Source organism: Neptuniibacter sp. PT8_73 (genome assembly GCF_047778045.1).
In the GTDB taxonomy this organism is placed as follows: domain Bacteria; phylum Pseudomonadota; class Gammaproteobacteria; order Pseudomonadales; family Balneatricaceae; genus Neptuniibacter.
Genome location: NZ_CP180545.1, coordinates 2,083,623 through 2,103,950, shown reverse-complemented (window position 1 = coordinate 2,103,950; position 20,328 = coordinate 2,083,623). Strand labels below are relative to the sequence as shown.

General features: G+C 42.9%; 20 protein-coding genes. 12 read left to right on the top strand and 8 right to left on the bottom strand.

The window, feature by feature from the left end:
- Window positions 1-58 precede the first annotated feature (58 nt).
- The 5 genes from infA to ACMXYN_RS09375 all read right to left on the bottom strand — a co-directional run bounded on the left by infA (window position 59) and on the right by ACMXYN_RS09375 (window position 3,716).
- Window positions 59-277, bottom strand: a complete 219-nt coding sequence (gene infA, locus ACMXYN_RS09395) for a translation initiation factor IF-1 (RefSeq protein WP_027853708.1) — start codon at window positions 275-277, stop codon at window positions 59-61.
- A gap of 128 nt (window positions 278-405) precedes the next feature.
- Window positions 406-1,122, bottom strand: coding sequence for an arginyltransferase (locus tag ACMXYN_RS09390; RefSeq protein WP_415891583.1), 717 nt, complete (start codon window positions 1,120-1,122; stop codon window positions 406-408).
- 12 nt (window positions 1,123-1,134) lie between these two features.
- A complete protein-coding gene (gene aat / locus ACMXYN_RS09385; protein WP_415891581.1) occupies window positions 1,135-1,848 on the bottom strand; it encodes a leucyl/phenylalanyl-tRNA--protein transferase in 714 nt (237 codons plus the stop codon).
- A 20-nt stretch (window positions 1,849-1,868) separates the two neighbouring features.
- Window positions 1,869-2,825, bottom strand: coding sequence for a thioredoxin-disulfide reductase (gene trxB, locus ACMXYN_RS09380; protein ID WP_415891580.1), 957 nt, complete (start codon window positions 2,823-2,825; stop codon window positions 1,869-1,871).
- 60 nt (window positions 2,826-2,885) lie between these two features.
- Window positions 2,886-3,716 carry a CZB domain-containing protein gene (locus tag ACMXYN_RS09375; protein WP_415891579.1) on the bottom strand — a complete coding sequence of 277 codons (831 nt, stop codon included), beginning with the start codon at window positions 3,714-3,716 and terminating at the stop codon, window positions 2,886-2,888.
- 196 nt (window positions 3,717-3,912) lie between these two features.
- Between ACMXYN_RS09375 and ACMXYN_RS09370 the strand changes: the two genes are divergently transcribed.
- The 6 genes from ACMXYN_RS09370 to ACMXYN_RS09345 all read left to right on the top strand — a co-directional run bounded on the left by ACMXYN_RS09370 (window position 3,913) and on the right by ACMXYN_RS09345 (window position 11,144).
- Window positions 3,913-6,585 (top strand): DNA translocase FtsK 4TM domain-containing protein, encoded by a 2,673-nt coding sequence (locus tag ACMXYN_RS09370; protein WP_415891578.1) that lies wholly within the window; start codon window positions 3,913-3,915, stop codon window positions 6,583-6,585.
- Window positions 6,586-6,605: 20 nt separating this feature from the next.
- Window positions 6,606-7,262, top strand: coding sequence for an outer membrane lipoprotein chaperone LolA (gene lolA / locus ACMXYN_RS09365; RefSeq protein ID WP_415891294.1), 657 nt, complete (start codon window positions 6,606-6,608; stop codon window positions 7,260-7,262).
- A gap of 49 nt (window positions 7,263-7,311) precedes the next feature.
- On the top strand, window positions 7,312-8,607 hold the full coding sequence (locus ACMXYN_RS09360) for a replication-associated recombination protein A (RefSeq protein WP_415894478.1): 1,296 nt from the start codon (window positions 7,312-7,314) through the stop codon (window positions 8,605-8,607).
- A gap of 21 nt (window positions 8,608-8,628) precedes the next feature.
- Window positions 8,629-9,000 (top strand): fluoride efflux transporter CrcB, encoded by a 372-nt coding sequence (crcB, locus tag ACMXYN_RS09355; RefSeq protein WP_415884872.1) that lies wholly within the window; start codon window positions 8,629-8,631, stop codon window positions 8,998-9,000.
- 28 nt (window positions 9,001-9,028) lie between these two features.
- A complete protein-coding gene (gene serS / locus ACMXYN_RS09350; protein ID WP_415891577.1) occupies window positions 9,029-10,303 on the top strand; it encodes a serine--tRNA ligase in 1,275 nt (424 codons plus the stop codon).
- A 160-nt stretch (window positions 10,304-10,463) separates the two neighbouring features.
- Window positions 10,464-11,144, top strand: a complete 681-nt coding sequence (locus ACMXYN_RS09345) for a DUF4189 domain-containing protein (protein ID WP_415891576.1) — start codon at window positions 10,464-10,466, stop codon at window positions 11,142-11,144.
- A gap of 79 nt (window positions 11,145-11,223) precedes the next feature.
- Here the strand turns inward: ACMXYN_RS09345 and ACMXYN_RS09340 are convergent, their stop codons facing one another.
- Window positions 11,224-12,192, bottom strand: a complete 969-nt coding sequence (locus ACMXYN_RS09340) for an integron integrase (protein ID WP_415891575.1) — start codon at window positions 12,190-12,192, stop codon at window positions 11,224-11,226.
- Between the two features lie 424 nt (window positions 12,193-12,616).
- On the opposite strand from ACMXYN_RS09340, the gene ACMXYN_RS09335 reads away from it, so the two are divergent.
- The 5 genes from ACMXYN_RS09335 (at window position 12,617) to ACMXYN_RS09315 (ending at window position 17,196) form a co-directional block, all read left to right on the top strand.
- Window positions 12,617-13,498 carry a hypothetical protein gene (locus ACMXYN_RS09335; protein WP_415891574.1) on the top strand — a complete coding sequence of 294 codons (882 nt, stop codon included), beginning with the start codon at window positions 12,617-12,619 and terminating at the stop codon, window positions 13,496-13,498.
- A 140-nt stretch (window positions 13,499-13,638) separates the two neighbouring features.
- Entirely contained in the window at window positions 13,639-13,956 is a 318-nt protein-coding gene (locus ACMXYN_RS09330; protein WP_415891573.1) for a hypothetical protein, read from the top strand.
- Between the two features lie 249 nt (window positions 13,957-14,205).
- Complete coding sequence (locus ACMXYN_RS09325) at window positions 14,206-14,445, top strand: hypothetical protein (RefSeq protein ID WP_415891572.1); 240 nt, start codon at window positions 14,206-14,208, stop codon at window positions 14,443-14,445.
- Window positions 14,446-14,461: 16 nt separating this feature from the next.
- On the top strand, window positions 14,462-15,004 hold the full coding sequence (locus tag ACMXYN_RS09320; protein ID WP_415891571.1) for a GNAT family N-acetyltransferase: 543 nt from the start codon (window positions 14,462-14,464) through the stop codon (window positions 15,002-15,004).
- A 236-nt stretch (window positions 15,005-15,240) separates the two neighbouring features.
- Window positions 15,241-17,196 carry a methyl-accepting chemotaxis protein gene (locus tag ACMXYN_RS09315; protein WP_415891570.1) on the top strand — a complete coding sequence of 652 codons (1,956 nt, stop codon included), beginning with the start codon at window positions 15,241-15,243 and terminating at the stop codon, window positions 17,194-17,196.
- A gap of 329 nt (window positions 17,197-17,525) precedes the next feature.
- Here ACMXYN_RS09315 and dksA read toward each other — a convergent pair whose 3' ends face one another.
- The gene (dksA, locus tag ACMXYN_RS09310; RefSeq protein WP_415891569.1) at window positions 17,526-17,933 is read right to left on the bottom strand and encodes an RNA polymerase-binding protein DksA; all 408 of its coding nucleotides are present in this window, start codon (window positions 17,931-17,933) and stop codon (window positions 17,526-17,528) included.
- A gap of 174 nt (window positions 17,934-18,107) precedes the next feature.
- On the opposite strand from dksA, the gene ACMXYN_RS09305 reads away from it, so the two are divergent.
- Window positions 18,108-18,983, top strand: coding sequence for a DMT family transporter (locus ACMXYN_RS09305; protein ID WP_415891568.1), 876 nt, complete (start codon window positions 18,108-18,110; stop codon window positions 18,981-18,983).
- Between the two features lie 21 nt (window positions 18,984-19,004).
- Here the strand turns inward: ACMXYN_RS09305 and ACMXYN_RS09300 are convergent, their stop codons facing one another.
- Complete coding sequence (locus ACMXYN_RS09300; protein WP_415891567.1) at window positions 19,005-20,294, bottom strand: diguanylate cyclase; 1,290 nt, start codon at window positions 20,292-20,294, stop codon at window positions 19,005-19,007.
- Between the last annotated feature and the right edge of the window lie 34 nt (window positions 20,295-20,328).

Sequence of the window (20,328 nt, the reverse complement as noted above, 5' to 3'; positions counted from 1 at the left end):
GCAGCCATCAGGCTGCCTTTTTAAATTCTGTCCTGCACAAGCAGGGAGAAAGCAATGATTAACGCGCGCGATAAACGATACGGCCTTTGCTTAGGTCGTATGGAGTTAGTTCTACTTTAACTTTATCGCCAGTCAGGATACGGATGTAGTTTTTACGCATCTTACCTGAGATGTGTGCAGTAACAACGTGGCCGTTTTCCAGCTCAACACGGAACATAGTGTTCGGGAGCGTGTCAACCACGGTGCCTTCCATTTCAATGCTATCTTCTTTAGCCATTAATTCTCTACCTTGTTGAGGATCTCCAGAAACTCTGGACCGAATAATTGCGCGGTATTGTGCCTGAAAAAAAGGGCATTATCAAAGACAATTACGGCAACATACGGTTTTGTTTATATATATGTAGGTTATTCGGGTTTTACTAGCGTCCAGTAGCCATCGATGAGAAGCTCAAATGGCTGAAATGCGACTTTGTAGCTCATCTTGCGACATTCTTTAACCCAATAGCCCAAATATAAGTAATTTAAGCCTTCCTCTAGGCAATACTGCAGCTGCCATAAGATACAGTAAGTGCCTAAGCTGCGTTTAGGGAAAGACGGATCATAAAAAGTATAAATGGCAGATAAGCCTTTTTGGAGGCGGTCAATTACACTGACAGCCAAAAGATTAGAATCACCGTCTCGAAATTCTAAAAATTCCGTATGTTCCTCAGCTTCGACTAAGAATGAGTTAAATTGGTCGAGACTAGGTGGATACATATCACCATCTTGGTGACGCTCATTGATGTAGCGAGAGTAGAGAGTGTAATACTCTTCGGTAAACTGTGCAGGTTTAGCTGTGACGGTTAGGTCTTTGTTTTTATTGATAATTCGTTTTTGGCTTTTCTTTAGTTGGAAAATGGCCAAAGGTATTCTGACTGAGATGCACGCGTTACAGCCATCACAGTGGGGACGGTAGATGTGCTTACCACTGCGACGAAAACCCAAGTCAGAGAGCTGACCGTAGGTATACTGGTCAATGTCAGCATGCGGATCGACAAACAGAGTTTTAGCTGTTTTGTTTTCTAAATAGCTGCAATCGTGTTCTGGTGTGGCATAAAAGTGCAAAGTCCTAAGGTTCGTCACACTTAACTCCAATTAATCGCCATGTGTTTCAAACTGCCAGCTATGGTCGAGCGGTTGATCAAGGTATTTATCCAAATAACTTTGAAATGACTCTCTAGGTATTTCATAAGCGCCTAATGAAAACAGGTGCTCATTACTTACTTGGCAGTCAATTAAAGCATAGCCCCACTTTTCAAGCTGTTCGACCATTTTTATCAACGCAATTTTAGAAGCATCACGTTTTCGGCTAAACATCGATTCGCCAAAGAATAGCTTTCCTATCGCTAACCCATATAAACCGCCAACGAGTTCACCGTCCATGTACACCTCTACAGAGTGGGCAACTCCCAGTCTGTGTAGATGGTTATAAGCGTTTTGGATATCGTTGGTGATCCAAGTGCCATCTTCGCCTTTGCGTGGTTCTGCGCAAGCTTCTATCACAGCAGCAAAGTTTTGATCAAACTCAACCGTGTAGTCATCTCTCTTGAGGCGTTTTCGCATGCTGCGGGATACATGAAGCTTATCCGGCGTAATGACACAGCGAGGACTGGGGCTCCACCATAGAATCGGTTCGCCAGGGCTATACCAAGGGAAAATGCCCATTCGATAAGCAGAAACTAAGCGTTCAGGTGTTAAATCACCACCTGCCGCTAATAATCCATTTGGATCTTCTAAAGCTTGATCGATAGGGGGGAATGGATCGTTTGAATCTTGTAACCAAGGAAGCATAAAAAAAGAAGCTGCCATGAAGGCAGCTTCGGTCTCACTTATTTTTCTAGATCGTCTAGGTAGCGCTCTGCATCAAGCGCAGCCATGCAGCCGAAACCGGCTGAAGTGATTGCTTGACGGTAGATGTGGTCACATACGTCACCTGCAGCGTAAACACCTTCAACAGATGTTTGTGTTGCGTTACCTTCAAGACCAGACTGAATCTTCAGGTAGCCATCTTTCATTTCTAGCTGACCTTCAAAGATATCTGTGTTCGGCTTGTGACCGATTGCGATAAATACACCTGCAACATCTAGGTTCTGTTCAGCGCCATCTGTTGTGCTCTTAAGGCGAAGGCCAGTAACACCGGAATCATCACCTACAACTTCTTCAAGTGTATGGTTCCAGATGATGTTGATGTTGCCGTTTTCAGCGCGATCAAGGATCTTGTCCTGTAGGATCTTTTCAGAACGCAAAGAATCTCGACGGTGGATCAGTGTTACTTCTTCAGCGATGTTTGATAGGTACAGTGCTTCTTCAACAGCAGTGTTACCACCACCTACAACAGCCACTTTCTGGCCGCGGTAGAAGAAACCGTCACATGTTGCACATGCTGATACGCCTTTGCCTGCAAATGCTTCTTCAGAAGGTAGGCCTAGGTATTGAGCAGAAGCACCTGTAGAGATGATTAGCGCATCACAAGTGTACTCGCCCATGTCGCCTTTAAGACGGAAAGGACGGTTCTGAAGGTCAGTTTCGTTGATATGATCAAAGATTACTTGAGTATCGAAACGCTCAGCGTGCTGTTGCATACGCTGCATTAATTCAGGACCTTGAACACCATCAACGTCACCAGGCCAGTTGTCAACGTCGGTCGTAGTTGTTAGCTGGCCGCCAGCTTGCATACCGGTAATAACAACTGGGTTTAGGTTTGCACGTGCTGCGTAAACGGCTGCTGTGTAGCCCGCAGGGCCGCTTCCAAGAATAATTAACTGGTGATGTTGTACGTCGCTCATAGTAAAAAATGAATCCGTTAAAAAGTTATGAGTGTATTAATGGGGTGCACTAAGAAAATATCAACCCGCCAAGCTGAGTTTTGCACTGGCGTGTTCATAGAATTGTTCTAATGACAGCATCATAAAGCTTTCACCGGAAGGGTCTCTTACATAACCTTCGATAGGTGTGCTTTGATCGATCTTTTTTAGATTATCCATGGCCACCGGAGAGTAGTCGATGATATCACCGATATTATCCAAGACCATAGAGAACCAAGGTGTTCGGCCATCTTTGGTTAGATGTAAAACGATCGGGTGGATGCTGTTTTTGAGGTATTCCTGAATGTGCTCGAGAGTACGTAGGAGCTTTTTCAGAGAGGTCTGGCGCTCAATGCGCAGCATTTCAACTGCTTCTTCTTGCTTGCCAGCAGATGACATATCTAAAAGTTTATCGCCTAAGGAGTGAATATCCTTATGAGGCTGTTCGATCTTATCGAGCAATGCTCTTAGACCATCATCTTCAGTTTTGTAGCTATAAAACCATTGACCAAATGCACAGGCATGAGGGTCACGTGCTTTTGTAAATGGCTCGTTGGAGCGAATCGAATGCTCTAAGGCGTCCATCCAGTCGATATGAGCTTGCTGGTAGACTTTGATTTCAGCAATAAGCTCTAAAATCGTGTCTCTTTCTTTGCTGTGAGCAAGTGAAGTTGCACATTCAAAGACTTGCACTAAGGTGTTTCGGAAATCTAAATAACCGATAAATCCATCAACATGCTCAGTGGAATACTTTATTTCACCGAAGCTATCTGAAAACGAAAGAATGTTGCTGACATCGATACCATACATACTTGAACCAATCGGAAAGGTTAAAGCGCGGCGGTTATCTGTATGTAAATTGGTCAGAGACATAGTGTGCATCCATTGAAATAATTCAGATACAAAAGCTTAGTATAAATTCAGTGCAGATATATTACAGATAAGAGTAAAGAAAACCTGCATCTCGTAACTATGAATTATAAACCAATGCGCTTCAACCGTTAGTCGCGGATTAAATTATGTTATTGTAGTCATTGGTTTTTTAATACAGATCTATGGAGCTTCACCCTTGAGCGCGACCGACAACGGACAACGTTTAAGTTTTCCCGAATTACTTGTAAGAATCAGCCGTGAATCGAGTTTAATCGTTGTTGTTACGGTCAGCCTGTTTTTAATCGTGGCTTTGCTCGGATTTAATCCAAAGGATTCTGGATGGTCTCACCTTGGCTATCAGCCAGAGATTAGCAATTTGGCGGGTCCAGTAGGGGCTTGGATTGCTGATCTTCTGATTTCAGGTTTAGGGTTAGCTGCGTTTTTTATACCGCTTCTAATTTTGTATCAAACCGGTCGTTTTCTATTTAGAAAGCATAGCGGTGCTTTGGATGTTATTCCTTTCTTTATGTTGCGATTAACAGGCGCTTTGCTGTTTTTAACAGCTTTCAGTGCGTTGAGTGCAACTCACATCTCTAATACTGGTTTGGACTATCCATTTACTGCGGGCGGTATTTTAGGTGAGGCGGTTTCTGACTTAGCAGTATCTCTGTTAAGTGTGTTAGGCAGCTCTTTAGTACTCTTTGCTCTACTTTTGTTTGGATTAACTCTACTGTTAGAGATGGGTTGGGGTACAGTGCTGGAGCGAGTAGGGCACAAAGTTGTTAAATCGACTGAGTCTGTTTTACCGCAACAAGAAGAAAGAGAAGCTTCTCTAGATCTATCTGATGACGAGCTTTCTAAAGCCGAAGCGACTCTGCAAAGGGACTACATAAAGGCTCAATTCGAAGAACAAGCTCCTCCAGTCGTAAATGATCGTATTGAACCGAGTTTCTCTGACAGTGCTAAGCCAGCCACAATCGAAGAGAAATTTGCCTCTCGATTTAGTGCTGCAGGTGTAACTGATACTGCTGAAAATACGGAACTAGCAGATGAGGAAGTTCCTTTAGTGAGACCACAGCGTACTCGCCAGGAACCTAACGTTGAACATCCGATCGAAGAGCAGATTGATACTGAAACGGGTGAAATTTTTACAGTGTCTGAGCCAGTGAAAGCAGAACCTGTAAATCAAGCGACGCAAGAGCCTGAAGTTGTGCGTCCTGTTTCAACACCTGCTCCAGTTGCAGCTCCACCAGTAGCAGAAGACACGAAACCACAAGTTAAAATCGTACCGCTTTCTGAAACGCATAAACCAATGCAAGATAAAGAGCTTGGTTTAGACGAAGCCGGTGCGCCGAAACGTAAACCTGCACGCAAGATTCCACCGTTAGAACTGTTAGACCCGCCAGAACTAAATACTGATACAGGTTACTCACCCGATGAGTTAGAGCAGATGTCTCGCTTGCTTGAAAGTAAGCTAAAAGACTTTAATGTTATTGCAGAGGTCGTAGAGGTAAATCCAGGCCCGGTAATCACTCGATTTGAGATTCAGCCAGCACCGGGCGTTAAAGCCAGCAAGATTACTAACCTAGCTAAAGATCTTGCACGCTCAATGGCGGTTACTAGCGTGCGCGTGGTAGAGGTTATTGCAGGTAAGTCTGTTGTTGGTATCGAAATACCAAATGAATCCCGTCTAACCGTACATTTGAGTGAAGTGCTGAGTTCTAAACCGTACCTTTCAGCTGGTTCTAAAGTGACCATTGGTTTAGGCAATGATATTGCGGGTAATCCTGTGGTAGCAAACCTTGCCAAAATGCCTCACTTGCTGGTGGCGGGTACAACCGGTTCGGGTAAGTCGGTAGGTGTAAACGCCATGCTTCTTTCGTTGCTATTTAAAGCAACACCAGAAGAGGTTCGCCTAATCCTGGTTGATCCGAAGATGTTGGAGCTTTCAATCTATGAAGGTATTCCACATCTATTAACGCCAGTGATCACTGACATGAAAGATGCTGCATCGGGTTTGCGTTGGTGTGTAGGTGAGATGGAGCGACGTTACCGTCTTATGGCTAAGATGGGTGTACGTAACCTAGCAGGCTTCAACGATAAAATTGAAGAAGCCCGTAAGAAAGGTGAGCCTCTCTTAGATCCACTTTGGAATGCAGAGGAGCATGGTGAGCCATTCGGTACGCCAGCACCTGAGCTTGAACCACTACCTTACATAGTTGTTGTGATTGACGAATTCGCCGACATGATGATGATCGTAGGTAAAAAAGTAGAAGAGCTGATTGCACGTATCGCCCAAAAGGCACGTGCTGCAGGTATTCACTTGATCCTTGCAACACAACGTCCTTCGGTTGATGTTATTACCGGTCTAATTAAGGCGAATATTCCAACGCGTATAGCCTTCCAGGTATCTTCAAGAATCGATTCCAGAACAATCTTGGATCAGTCTGGCGCAGAGCACCTGTTAGGTTGGGGTGACATGCTTTATCTACCAGCAGGTACAAGTTTGCCAAATCGTGTGCACGGTGCATTTGTAAGCGATGATGAAGTGCATCGTGTGGTAGAGGCGTGGAAGAAACTAGGTCAGCCAGATTATATTACTGAAATTACGGAAGGTGATGCCGTTTCAGACGGCGGAGGTTCAGGTTCACTGTTCGATGATGAACAAGACCCGCTATATGACGAAGCGGTCGCATTTGTATTGGAAACCCGCAAAGCCTCAATTTCTAGTGTGCAGCGTAAATTGAAAATTGGTTATAACCGCGCAGCAAGAATGGTTGAGGCGATGGAAGCGGCAGGTGTCGTAAGTACAGCGGGCAGTAATGGGCAACGTGAAGTATTAGCCCCATCTCCGAACGGTGAGATGTAATATCACCTTAAAGGTTTAGTATGAGATTAACGAGCTACATTAAGAAAATTGCTATTCATACCGCATCAGCCTGCCTTATCGCAGGGAGTAGTGTTGCAATGGCCGCAACCGATGGTGCCAATAAACTGAATGAGCTACTACAAGGTTACGACAGCTTTTCAGCCAAGTTTGAGCAAGTTACCTTGGCTGAGAATGGCCGTGAAGCACAGAAAACAGAGGGTAGTCTTCTTTTAGCGAAGCCGAATCGTTTTCGTTGGGAAACTCAGCAACCATTCCCACAAGAGATTGTTTCTGACGGCGAATATATCTGGATCTATGATCCTGATTTAGAACAAGTGACGCAAAGAGCCGCAGATACTCAACAAGATAGCGCACCCGCTTTGATTTTAAATGGCCAAATTGGTGAACTGCAGAAAACTTACGCAGTTCGTTTAGTCGAAGATACCGGAAGTGAGCAGATATTTGATCTTAAACCGAAATCCGATCAATACAGTTTCAGTCGTATTCGTTTAGCGTTTGCTGGCAATGTGATCTCTGAACTGATGCTAGAAGACTCTCTGGGCCAGCGCACATCTGTTGTATTTGCAGAGCAGACACTGAACCCAGAATTGACCAATCAAAGCTTTTATTTCCGTGTTCCAGAAGGAACAGACGTTATTGTAGATATTGAGGAATAGAGTGGATCTATTTTCCCAAGCGCCTGCATACGAGCCATTAGCGGCTCGTATGCGTCCAAGAACACTGACCGAATATATTGGTCAGTCCCACCTATTAGGGCCAGACAAACCACTGCGTACTACATTAGAACAGGGCGTTGCTCATTCTATGGTGTTCTGGGGGCCGCCAGGTGTAGGGAAAACAACGCTCGCAAAATTGATTGCTCACCATGTTGATGCGCACTTTATTACGCTTTCTGCTGTTTTATCGGGCGTAAAAGATATTCGCATCGCGGTAGAGCAAGCAAAGCAGCATTCGATGCAAAGTGGCCGGAAAACGATCCTCTTTGTGGATGAGGTTCACCGCTTTAACAAATCCCAGCAGGATGCCTTTCTACCTTATGTAGAGGACGGCACCATCATCTTTGTGGGCGCAACCACAGAAAACCCATCTTTTGAGTTGAACAACGCCTTACTTTCGCGTGCGAGGGTGTACACCTTAAAGTCCCTCCAAGAAAGCGAGATTCTAGAGGTTCTTCACCGCGCAATTCACGACAGCGAAAAAGGGCTGGGTAGCAGAAACTTCCAGATTACCGACGATATGTTAGCGCGTTTAGCGCAAGCTGCGGACGGTGATGCCAGACGTTCCCTAAACCTGTTAGAGATTGCAACGGATCTAGCCGAAACACAGGCGGATGGAACTGAACTGATTAATGAAGAGGTTCTTGCTGAAGTATTGCGTTCTACGGGTCGTCGTTACGATAAACAGGGCGATATCTTTTACGATCAAATCTCTGCATTTCATAAATCAGTAAGAGGCTCATCCCCAGATGGGGCTTTGTATTGGTATTGCCGGATGCTGGATGGTGGTTGTGACCCTTTATATATCGCAAGACGGCTAGTGGCGATTGCCTCCGAAGATATTGGTAATGCTGATCCACGCGCTATGCAAGTTGCCTTATCAGCATGGGACGCATTTGATCGTGTTGGGCCTGCCGAAGGTGAAAGGGCAATAGCGCAAGCCGCTATCTATTGTGCTTCTGCGCCAAAGAGTAATGCCGTTTATCAGGCTTTCAATCAATGCATGGCAGATGTAAAAGCACAGCAAGACTATGAAGTGCCGGTTCATCTTCGAAATGCGCCTACAAGTTTGATGAAAGAGATGGGCTACGGGGATGAATATCGCTACGCGCATAATGAACCCGATTCTTATGCTGCCGGAGAATCTTATTTACCGCCAGAAATTGCTGATCAGCAATGGTATCATCCTCAAGAAAGAGGCTTAGAGCTGAAAATTGGTGAAAAATTACGTCACCTCAAACAGCTCGATCAACAAAGCCCACTCAAACGCTATTCAGACGAATAACCGCAGGGAAAGGATTAAGGGATGTTAAATCTCATCGCAATTGCCATAGGTGGTGCAACGGGTGCATTAGGTCGTTATTGGGTAAGTAGCTTACTGAATAATGCTGAGCATCGTATCCCTTACGGCACGCTAACTTGTAATGTGGTTGGCTCCTTTTTGATGGGCGTGTTATTCGTTCTAATTCTAGAAAAATCCAAACTCAGTCCAGAGATGCGACCGCTATTAATGGTTGGTTTCATGGGCGCATTCACAACTTTTTCTACTTTTTCGTTAGAAACTGTCGCAATGCTGCAGCAAGGGCATATGATGTCGGCTGCGATTTATATATTATTAAGCGTTCTACTGTGTTTGGTTGCCATGTATGGCGGCCTTTGGTTTACACGCTTGTTCTAATCTTTATACATAGGTGTTTTAAAAGCTCATGCTCGACGCAAAAATTGTCCGTGCTAACCCGGAAGAAGTAGCACAGCTGCTGAAGAAAAAAGGTTTTGAATTCCCGGTTGATCAGTTTGTTGAGCTGGAAAACCAGCGTAAACAGCTTCAGGTTGAAACTGAGAACCTACAGAGCGAGCGAAACACACGATCGAAAGGCATTGGTAAAGCAAAAGCTGCTGGTGAAGATATCCAGCCATTGCTAGCAGAAGTTGCTGATCTCGGTAACAAGCTAGATGCAGCTAAAGCTGAGCTAAACAGCCTGCAAGACAACCTAGACGAGCTACTTTCTGGCGTACCAAACATCCCTAGCGATGAAGTACCAGAAGGTGCCGACGAAGAAGATAACGTAGAAGTACGCCGTTGGGGTACACCGCGTGAATTCGACTTCGAACCACAAGATCACGTTGCGCTTGGCGAAAAGAGCGGCGAGCTAGATTTTGAAACGGCTGCTAAACTGACCGGTTCTCGTTTCTCTGTAATGACGGGCAAATTGGCACGTCTTCACCGTGCGCTTATCCAGTTCATGCTTGATACACAGATTGAAGAACACGGTTACACAGAAACTTACGTACCGTACATGGTTAACGAAGACAGCCTTCGTGGTACCGGTCAGCTACCTAAGTTTGGTGAAGATCTGTTTAAAGTACCGTTCGGTGACCGCCAGTACTACCTGATCCCAACTGCAGAAGTACCAGTAACAAACATCGTTCGGGACGAAATCGTTGATGCCGCTCAGCTGCCAATGAAGTACACAGCGCACACGCCTTGTTTCCGTTCTGAAGCGGGTTCATCTGGTCGTGATACACGCGGTATGATCCGTCAGCACCAGTTCGAAAAAGTTGAAATGGTACAGATCGTTGAACCATCTAAATCCTGGGATGCGCTAGAAGATATGATCCGTCATGCTGAAGCCATCCTACAGAAACTAAACCTTCCATACCGTGTAGTAACACTATGTGGTGGTGATCTAGGCTTTAGCTCTGCGAAAACATACGACATCGAAGTATGGTTACCAGGTCAGGATAAGTACCGAGAGATCTCCTCTGTTTCTAACATGACCGACTTCCAAGCGCGTCGTCTAAAAGCGCGTTGGAGAAATCCAGAAACAGGCAAGCCTGAACTTCTACACACACTAAACGGTTCTGGTCTAGCAGTAGGTCGTACATTACTAGCAGTTATGGAAAACTACCAAACTGCAGACGGTAAGATCCAAATTCCAGAAGCCCTACAGTCATATATGGGCGGAAAAACTGAGATCTGATCTCAAATTGATTAAGAAAAACACGCTTTTGGAGCGTGTTTTTTTTGGTCTGCATAATGAAAGCCTGACTCTGGGCTAGTTGTTTTATTGTTTAAGCTAAGCATAGGCAATGAAGCTCCATGCATGGTTAGAAGTAATTGATAGATAAGGATAAGTCACAATGAACAAGTCACTCATCGCGATGATCGCAGTTCCATTGTTATCAACCTCGGCAATGGCTGATGGTAAATTCGGTGCCTTAGCCGTGGACAGAAATAATGGATTCTATTTTGGTTGGTCCCATGACTATAGTTCACAATCTCAAGCGAACACTCGAGCTTTAAGTGAATGTAATAGTCGTGGGGGTAGTTGCTCCGTTGTCCTGGAGTTATCAGGCGTGAACCGATGTGGTGCTTACCGAACCATTAGCGGTGACGTCGGCACTGCTTATGGTTGGGGTAAGGCAGCTAACAAGCAAGGTGCAAACAACATAGCACTGAATGAGTGCCTTAAACGTTCAGGCGGCGAATACTGTGGTAACCATGTTTGGGCCTGCAACGCAGCTACAGCCAAAAAGGTAGTGAAAGAAAAGCGTTTTAATATGGATCGATTAAAGCGCCTTATTACGCATCATTACGATCACGAAGGAATGTGGGCTGGTCAGTTTAAGATTGCTTATATTGAAAAAGTACGTCTTGAAGGGCAGGGTGAGCGTTTTAAAGCCCATGTTCGTTATAAATATGAACCCTTACCGCTAAATGATAGAAAAGCCGGATTCGACCAAAGGGTCTTTCATGTTGAAAGAATGGGAAGTACTTTCAACATTATAAAAATGGATGACTATATGTCGGCTTCGTTTTGAAGTTTGTATGAAAAGAGAGTAAAGCAATTATTCAACACGCCTTATGGCGTGTTTTTAATATCAAAGGCTGATTGTCGATTTACTCAAAATTAAGCCGTTCTAAGGGACTGTTAGTGCCCGCGTAATGCAGGCCCAGCACATGGGTATAAATCTGAGTCGTTTTAACGTCGTTGTGACCGAGCAGCTCTTGGACCGTACGAATGTCTCTGCCTTCTTGTAATAAGTGCGTTGCAAAAGAATGTCTGAATGTATGGCAAGTAATCCTTTTGTCCGTAATACCAGATTCTATTACTGCTTGTCGTAATGCTTTGCCTATTACCGTGTCATGTAGATGATGACGGCATCGATCATTAGAATCCGGATAGCAGCAGATGCTGGTGGAAGGAAACAGATACATCCATTTATGTTGCCTAAAGCCATTCGGATATTTTTTATTTAGCCCATGTGGCATAGAAGGGCCAATACCACGCTCATTATCTTTTAGCTGAATACTCTTGGCTGTATCAATCAGTTTTATAAGTTCAGGCTTTAATGATGGGCTGAGTAAGGTTTTTCTATCTTTGTTTCCTTTTCCATCTCGAACGGTTAATGCATTCTGCTCTAAATCCACGTCCTGAATTCTTAATCTCAAACATTCATTTAATCTAAGTCCGCTGCCATACAAGAGCTTGAAAACAGTTTGATTTCGACCCGAAGTGCATGAAATGACTTTTTGAACTTCAGCGGGTGTTAAAACGGTAGGTAAGTGACGTTGCTTAGTCGCATAGCGGAAATTAAGATCGCCTAAGGGGCGATTAAGCACCTTGTGATAAAGAAAAACGAGAGCGTTCAAAGCAACTTTTTGAGTATTAATCGCTACAGATCGGTTTTCCGCCATACTTGATAGATAGCTCTTTACCTCTTCTGCGCCCATGGCCTCAGGATGTTTCTTCTTATGGAAATAGATAAATTGCTTAATCCAGTAAATGTAAGTTTTCTCGGTACGAATGCTGTAGCCTCGTAACCGAATTTCCCTTCGGACTTTATTAAGAAAAGGGCTCTGAGCCATACCAATTACCTCCATGTAATATATGTATAAATATACAGTATATTTATCATTGGGCAAATTAAGTGACCGAATTAGTTAATTATCTAGGTTCGTCTTGCTTGTTTTGATACCAAGATTAAGTTAAAAAAGTAAACAAATCAGACAGATGGAAGTCTAGCTGGGGTAGATACACGGACCCCCGTATATCAATTGATATAGCGCATGCGCGGTTTGTCACGGAAGAATCTTTAGCACTTCAGAATTAATCCTTCCTTTTCAATTCCTTACATCTGTTATTAAACAAATACGGTTAGGGTAGATATACGGACCCCCGTATATACAAATGTTAGCCTTCTAGCAATATCTTCAACATTTGGGAATAATGATGAAATGTGAGAAATGTTCTGAATTTCGTGAGCTGCCATTACATCTACATGAACTGTATATGTTTTGCGATCTACTGAGAAATAAGTCAGATGTGTTTAAGCTTTCAAAGAAAGAACTAAAACAAGAAACAGAGGCTCATACCGAAAGTATTGCTAAGTGGTTAAAATTAGCTAGTCAGTTGGATAATGTTCAACTGAACCCATTTCGTTATGAAGAAGCGCATTATTGGTGTGAGTCAGCTGGAGATGAGCTAGATTCTGATGCCTATCATAACAGTTCAATCATTACACCGCTCACGCGCTTCTTGTTCATTTCAAATGCGCTTGAGGAGACGTACCGTTTTACTAATTCACAATATGAGTTCCATTATGCTCGGGCTCAACTAAAGAATAACTCACTCGAACGAAAAAGGAATTATTCAGCTCAAGCTGCATGGTTACTTGATGAAGTTTATCGTGATTTGGAAGTCCCGTTGCACTATGGTCACAAAGTCGACGGTTACCTAGCTCAAGTTAAGGAATATCAAAAAAGGTTCGATAATAGCTTTGACATTCAGTTGGAAAACAATGGAAAACCTTCATTTGGTCTTTCGCTTGTAAGAAATATTAGAAACCACATAGCACATGGAGTTTTTCCAATAGTAGATAACCCAGAATATAGCCACGAATGTTTTAACCCAAAGACGAAGAATCTTATTTTGAACATCTTAGGTTTTTCATCTCGTATAGCCACTATGAATATACAAATAATTTTAAATGCTACTCACCATGGATTTGAATCAGAGGTTTATCGTTATCTATGCGGTGACCCTGACTTTGGACATAAGTTAGAGCAATGCATTACACCAGAATACCTCCGGCGTTTACATCTAAAGCAGGATTTTGGGTTAAATGAGAGTTCACAATGGGCAATACGTTCGACATGGGAAGAGGAAGGCTAACAAAGCATTTAAGAGTGATTCTCAACGCTTGGCATTTTTCATTCCAACGTTGAGTTCAGTGTTTACGGTGGTAAGGTTGAGTTTCGTGGTCGCGTTGTTCACACCTTAATGCGGCGTTAAGTTTTACAAGAGGGAATCCCGTGGAAGACGAAAGGAATTGGAAGCTAAAGCTTAGGTATGGAAAAGAAACAACACCATATAAACACTTTACTGCTATCGGTGATGGGGTGGTTGGCGAGCTAGTTGACGGCTTTCAGTGTCAAAAAGGCCCAGCAATAATGGCAATTAAAACGTGGGCAACTGACGCGGATGAATCCGCTGATATGCTCAGAGTAATCGGAGGACAAATCGGTTTCGAAGCAACGGGTAAAATTGAAATATATGAAACTGATCCTGAAGAACCCCCAAAAGATAATCCGTTTGGCTATGGAATCAATTTTACACCGTATGATGAGTAGTCAAATCTTCACATGAACACAAACGGGGTCACCCATTAGCCGTTTCCCTGGCTCTGATCAAACCATTTCATAAGGTGGTCGCTAAGTATTGCATTCATCTGGCGATAAAAGCGGGGCGGTTGTAGTTAATTGTAGGCTTAGTCGCATTAATATCAGGTCGATAAAGCTGTGAGTCTTAGATAAAAACATTGAGGTTTTTAATCTAGCTACATGTGATTACATAAGCTAATAATATAGCAGGGAGCTTGTGTGATCATGGAAGAGGCCTTGGTTTTAATATTAGGTGGTATTGTTCGTATTCTGATTTGGGTCGTAGTGGAGTTTTGTTTTTACACCGTTTGTTGGTCAATTGGCTGGTGTGTATTGAAACTTATAACCATCGCTAGATATCCGAAACCTAACTCTAAACCTGAATATGTAATTGTCGTTGGTTTTTTGGCTATCATTAGCTTTATTGTGTTTGCGAATTTGATTGGAATAGCTGGCTAAAAAATGTGTGTGTTAGATGACTATCGAATTTTCAATAATTAATCACAGCAATGCTCATCAAGTTATAGACCTATTCGAAGAAGTTTTTACAGCGTCTGCTGGTGAGGAAGAAGGGCGGTTACTAAGGCAGTTGGTAACCAAGTTGGTAAATGAAACGCCGGAAAACGATCTTCATGGCTTTTGTGCACATGAAAATGGCAATTTAGTTGGCGCTATATTCTTCAGTCGTTTAGCTCTCCCGAATCAAACTCTTGGATTTATGTTGTCTCCTGTGGCTGTTCATGGCGGGTGCCAAGGAAAAGGTATTGGCCAAAAGCTTATTCGATTTGGATTAGAGCGCTTAAAAAAACTAGGTGTAGAGCTGGTGGTTACTTATGGCGATCCGGCTTTCTATTCCAAAACTGGATTTAAGCAAGTTAGCACTGAATTAATCGAGCCGCCTTATCCGTTGAGTCAGCCAATAGGATGGCTCGCACAGATGTGTACTGATCGAGATATTGAGCCCTCAAATGGGAAATTAGGCTGTGTTGAGGCCTTTAATAATCCAGATTATTGGTAACCATTAATATTTGCCTGTTATGTATATCAGGCTAAAACTATTGGTTTTAATAAGTAGTTTTAACGCTCTCGTTTTGGCTGTATTTGTTCTTTTTAAATACGGTTCGTGGCACTTTTCATATATATCACCTCTTAAAAATCCCCCTTGCATTAAGATTTTCTGAACTACACTGATGTTTAAACCTTAAACAAATAAGCACGAGTCTTAGGGAAGAGTCTCATGAAGCGAGTTGTAATATGTTTCAGAAACTTAAACTAACCGCTCAGATTAGTGCGGGCTTTTCATCGATTATTATTCTCCTTGCAGTTATCTCGATCGCGTCTTGGGTGGGCGTGAGTAGTGTCTATAACGGTGTAGTCGAATATCGAGGATTGGCTAGAGATACGAACTTAGCAGGTCGTTTACAGGCCAATATGCTGATGGTTCGATTAGGCGTTTTAAAATTTCTCAACGAACGAAGTGAAGAATCGATCAAACAGTACGATGAGCGGTTAGCCAAAGTTGAAACCTTTATGGCAGAGGCTAAAGTCGAGATTCAAAAGCCAGAACGTGCTGAGTTAGTAGCTAAATCTGCACAAAATCTGACTAAATACAAAGATGGTTTTACTAAAGTAGTCGAGCTCTTTAGAGCACGAAATAAATTGGTTAAAAATCAGTTAGACCCTTCTGGTCTGGCTATGCGGCAACAGATGTCGAGTATTATCACCTCTGCTTATGCTGATAGTGATGCCACTGCTGCTTACTACGGTGCACAAGTTCAAGAGCATCTATTGCTGGGTCGTTTGTATGTATCTAAGTATCTGATCACTAATTCAAAAGCGGATGAGGAGAGGGCTAAGCAGGAGCTTCAGGAGAAAATCGCACCTTTTGTTGAGGATCTAGATGAAAATCTACAAAACCCAAATCGCAGAGAATCATTGCGGATATTTAAAGAACAGCACGAGCAATATATCACCACCTTTGCAAAAGTGGTTGAGATCATCGAAGAGCGAAATGGCTTGATTAATGGCACTTTAAATAAAATTGGGCCCATCATTGCCAAAGACTTAGAAAACGTAAAATTGTCCGTTAAGAAGGATCAAGATGCATTAGGGCCACAGATACAGGCGCTTGCAGAAAATACTGTATTAATGATTGTAGTGCTTTCGATCTTTTCAGTGATTGTCGGTGTGGTTCTGTCTTATGTGATCGCTAAAATAATTCGGAAACCTATTGGTGGTGAGCCTGCGGAGATTGCTGCTATCACTCAAAATATTTCAGCGGGTGATCTTTCTCAGAATCTACAGGTGTCGAGTAGTGATACAGGCATATACCGGTCTGTCAGTGAAATGTCACAAATGCTGAAATCTCTTATTGGCAATATCATCAGTACCAGTAAAGACTTATCTGTAAATGCAGATTCAGCCAGTCAGATATCAGAACAAACCTCGCATATTATTGATCAACAACAAACCAAAACCTCATCGATTGCCGCTGCTGTAAATGAGATGGCGATGAGTATCCAAGAAGTGGTACGTCATGCGACAGATTCGGCTACCCAATCTAATGAGGGTTTATCTGAGGTGGAAAGAGGTAAGCAGACCATCAGTAAAACGTTGGAGGAGATAGGTGATCTTGCAACGAACCTTGAAACAACCGTGGAATTTATCAAAACCCTTGAGCAAAGTAGTTCGGATATCGAAGTGGTAATTGGGGTCATTCAGAATATCTCTGAGCAAACCAACTTACTAGCGCTGAACGCTGCAATTGAGGCAGCGCGAGCGGGCGAGCAAGGTCGAGGATTCGCAGTTGTAGCGGATGAAGTTAGAACCTTGGCACAAAGAACTCAATCATCTACTACAGAGATTCAAGAGATCATACAGCGCTTACAATCAGGTACAGCGGATACAGTAAAAGCGATTGAAACCAGTTACTCGCAATCACAACAAACTGTGGCGCAATCCGAAGAAACGGCGCAGGCGCTAGAGCGCATCCATAATGCGATTAATTCGATTAGTGAGATGAATATCCAAGTAGCCGGCGCAGTAGAGCAGCAGTCTGCGGTTGCTGATGATATTGCCAGAGATCTAGAAAGTATTAGTGCTGGCTTTGAACAAACAGCGGCTGGAGCAAAACAATCTGCTGGTGCTAATGATCAAGTTAGTGATATATCAAAACAATTGCAGGCTATGGTTTCTAAATTCAAAGTATGAGAGAAACAAGATCACAATCTAAATATTAAAGTAGATGAAGCAGGTCTTATAGACATTCACATACGTTTTACATAGGTATGCGATCGTAAGACCCGCTCATAATTTTACTTAGGTCGTTCTTTAAACAATTAATAACTAACTTCCTGAAAAGCTTTGTTAAACCAAGCTAAAGTCGCTTTGCGTTGTTCAAAATAAGACTTTGTAAGAGGGATGCCGCATGTTTCGGTGATGCAGTGGTGCCATTCTTCGTAAGTTGATGTGATGATATTTATCATTAGTATTCTTTCCGTCGAATTTTGAAATTACCGTATTGATAAAAAATAGAGATATTACTCGCGGAATAAGCGTTCGTTCGATTCACGGACCGCTTTTATATCGGTGCAGTATTCGGCGGTAGGCCTTAGTAAGAGGCGCTTAATGCCAATCTCTTCGCCAGATTCTAGACAATAGCCATATTCACCGTTTCGAATTCGCGCTAGGGCGGTGTCGAATTTTGGTAAGAGCTTACTCTCACGGTCGACAATTCTGAGTGCGAGGCGAGATTCTTCCTCGTATTGAGCACGGTCTGCATCGTCATTCATCTCAGGGCGCTCATTCAATTGCGCTTGGGCATTTTGGATGTGAGCGATGGTTTCCTGTTTTTGCTGCTCTAAATATTCCTTAAAAAACTTCAATTGGCTTTCATCCATATAGTCTTCAGCACTCGCAGCTAAGAGTTCTTCTTTTGTTATTGTCATGCTTTCCTCAAAGATCGATCTAATTCATATGTTGTTATGTTATAGCATTTGTTTTTGTGGCCGTGGAAGTTTTTATGATGTTCTTAAGCTTTGGGTAAGTTATAGGAATCGCTAGCTCCAGTGAATTTCCATGGTATGGTGGTCTGACTATCAGTTGCGGATGTTTGATCCATCATGAATAAGGATGTGCAGACCCTTAAAGTTTTTATATACACCTCAATCGCATTGATTGCTTTTGCCGGTAATTCTGTTTTATGCCGCTTAGCACTGGGAGATGAGGCAATTGATGCGGCAAGTTTTACTTCCATTCGTTTGCTTTCCGGCATTGTTGTGTTGCTAGCTATATTCAGCTTTATGAATAGAGGAAAAGCCAATGTAGCAAAGGGCAGTTGGAAAGGTGCGTTTTTTCTCTTTGCCTACGCTATCACTTTCTCTTATGGCTATATCACTCTAGAAACAGGCATAGGAGCCTTGGTTTTATTTGGCTCGGTTCAAATATCTATCATTCTTATTAACATGTTTAAAGGCAATAAACTCCATTCAATGGAGTGGGTTGGTGCGATCGTTGCGTTTGCTGGGTTTGTCTATTTGATCTTCCCTAGTTTAGCGACACCTTCGGCTGTTGGGTTTGGTCTAATGACGATGGCTGGTGTGGCTTGGGGCTTCTATACCTTAGCGGGGAAAGGTTCTAACAACCCTTTGGGGGATACGACTTCTAACTTTTTACGCACGCTGCCTTTTGTATTGATTTTAGTGTTATTGAGCTTTGATGATGCATCTTTATCTACAGAAGGCATTTGGTTGGCGATTCTGTCTGGGGGCTTAGCCTCGGGGATTGGTTATGCTATTTGGTATCAGGCTTTAGGGTCTTTATCAGCCATTCAAGCTGCGGTTGTACAGTTGCTAGTCCCAGTGATTGCAGCAGCAGGTGGTGTTGCTTTTGCGCGTGAAGAGATTACTTGGCGTTTAGTTATCGCCTCAGTGGTGGTTTTAGGCGGGATTATGATCGTGATTACAGGTAAACAGCTTTTAGAAAGTGTGAAACAGTAGTCCAGAACATTTCGTTATCGTTTAACAGGACTTGCTGACTAATTGATTACGGCCATTTTCTTTAGCTTGATATAAAAGCTTATCAGCTCGTTTATAGAGATCGCTGACTTGGGTTTTATTGGTAAGATTTTGTGTGCAGGATAATCCCATAGATACAGTGATAAATTGATTAGCACTGTTCTGTTTATGGGAAATTTTCAGTTTCTCGATTTCTTGTCGAATGCGGTTAGCAAAAATATCTGCGGCTTCTTTGCTTTCTTGAGTGAAGACAACGGCAAACTCTTCCCCACCAACACGGAAGCAGTAATCCTCTCCTTGACGAATATTATCCTTAAGCGCTTGGCTTATCTTTTTTAGAACATTATCACCTTTGATATGGCCATATGTGTCGTTATAGGCTTTGAAATGGTCAACATCGAGGATCAGCAGGCAAAAGTAGGTTTTCTGCCTTCTAGCACGTTCTAGGACTGCTTGAGATAAATATTGGAAATTACGGCGGTTGAATAGATCGGTGAGCGCATCGGTAACCGCGAGCTTTTCAATTTTTTCTTCCAGAGTACGCGCTTCTGTAATGTCGATATGTACTCCGTTCATGCGAATAGCATTGCCTTCTTCATCTCTCAGGAATACCCGACCAACATCATGTATCCAGCGCCATTTTCCATCACCGCAGATCATTCGGAATTTAGCGTCGTATATTTCGGTTTCACCATTTAGGTGCTTTTCAATCAATTCAACCGTAGGCTCTAAATCATCAGGGTGAACGATAGAGGACCAGCGCTCAAGACCATCGATTACCTCAGAGAAGAGCGAATCATCCTCTCTGAACTCATCATCTTTATATCTCTTCTGAGTAACCCAGGTTTTATTAGCAATGATTCTGCCTTCTTGTGGATAGAAATCCCAACAGCCAATGTTGGCACCATTTACGGCATCATCTAAGCATTTTATGGTTTCTTGGTTTTGCGCTAATTGGTTTTTTAACTCTTGTTGTGCGGTTACATCGGAAAGGGTACTTAAGATATTTTCACCATGTTTAACTAATCGCATTTCGAAATACAGATCGTCTTTTTGATAGTGAAAGTAGATTGGTTGATCGGTTGAGGCATTAGAGCATTGCTGAAATAGTTCTCGTAGCTGTTTAGCTTGCTCTTGATTGAATAGATTGAAAATCGATGAACCTTTTAAAGCACTTTCAGATAAACCACGAAGCTCTATCTCTTTGCGATTTAAGAAGAGATAACGGCCCTCATCTGAGGTTAGCTCTGCAATACCTTGTGGCTGTTGATTGAGTATTTCTAAAAGATCCATAGCGTCTCAGGTACAAAATTGCGACTACAAGTTC

What these genes read in the sequence shown, in the direction of transcription:
- infA (WP_027853708.1), bottom strand. Translation starts at nt 277, where the DNA reads ATGGCTAAAGAAGATAGCATTGAAATGGAAGGCACCGTGGTTGACACG.
- aat (WP_415891581.1), bottom strand. Translation starts at nt 1,848, where the DNA reads ATGGCAGCTTCTTTTTTTATGCTTCCTTGGTTACAAGATTCAAACGAT.
- trxB (WP_415891580.1), bottom strand. Translation starts at nt 2,825, where the DNA reads ATGAGCGACGTACAACATCACCAGTTAATTATTCTTGGAAGCGGCCCT.
- ACMXYN_RS09375 (WP_415891579.1), bottom strand. Translation starts at nt 3,716, where the DNA reads ATGTCTCTGACCAATTTACATACAGATAACCGCCGCGCTTTAACCTTT.
- lolA (WP_415891294.1), top strand. Translation starts at nt 6,606, where the DNA reads ATGAGATTAACGAGCTACATTAAGAAAATTGCTATTCATACCGCATCA.
- ACMXYN_RS09360 (WP_415894478.1), top strand. Translation starts at nt 7,312, where the DNA reads ATGCGTCCAAGAACACTGACCGAATATATTGGTCAGTCCCACCTATTA.
- crcB (WP_415884872.1), top strand. Translation starts at nt 8,629, where the DNA reads ATGTTAAATCTCATCGCAATTGCCATAGGTGGTGCAACGGGTGCATTA.
- serS (WP_415891577.1), top strand. Translation starts at nt 9,029, where the DNA reads ATGCTCGACGCAAAAATTGTCCGTGCTAACCCGGAAGAAGTAGCACAG.
- ACMXYN_RS09345 (WP_415891576.1), top strand. Translation starts at nt 10,464, where the DNA reads ATGAACAAGTCACTCATCGCGATGATCGCAGTTCCATTGTTATCAACC.
- ACMXYN_RS09340 (WP_415891575.1), bottom strand. Translation starts at nt 12,192, where the DNA reads ATGGCTCAGAGCCCTTTTCTTAATAAAGTCCGAAGGGAAATTCGGTTA.
- ACMXYN_RS09335 (WP_415891574.1), top strand. Translation starts at nt 12,617, where the DNA reads ATGTTTTGCGATCTACTGAGAAATAAGTCAGATGTGTTTAAGCTTTCA.
- ACMXYN_RS09320 (WP_415891571.1), top strand. Translation starts at nt 14,462, where the DNA reads ATGACTATCGAATTTTCAATAATTAATCACAGCAATGCTCATCAAGTT.
- ACMXYN_RS09315 (WP_415891570.1), top strand. Translation starts at nt 15,241, where the DNA reads ATGTTTCAGAAACTTAAACTAACCGCTCAGATTAGTGCGGGCTTTTCA.
- dksA (WP_415891569.1), bottom strand. Translation starts at nt 17,933, where the DNA reads ATGACAATAACAAAAGAAGAACTCTTAGCTGCGAGTGCTGAAGACTAT.
- ACMXYN_RS09305 (WP_415891568.1), top strand. Translation starts at nt 18,108, where the DNA reads ATGAATAAGGATGTGCAGACCCTTAAAGTTTTTATATACACCTCAATC.
- ACMXYN_RS09300 (WP_415891567.1), bottom strand. Translation starts at nt 20,294, where the DNA reads ATGGATCTTTTAGAAATACTCAATCAACAGCCACAAGGTATTGCAGAG.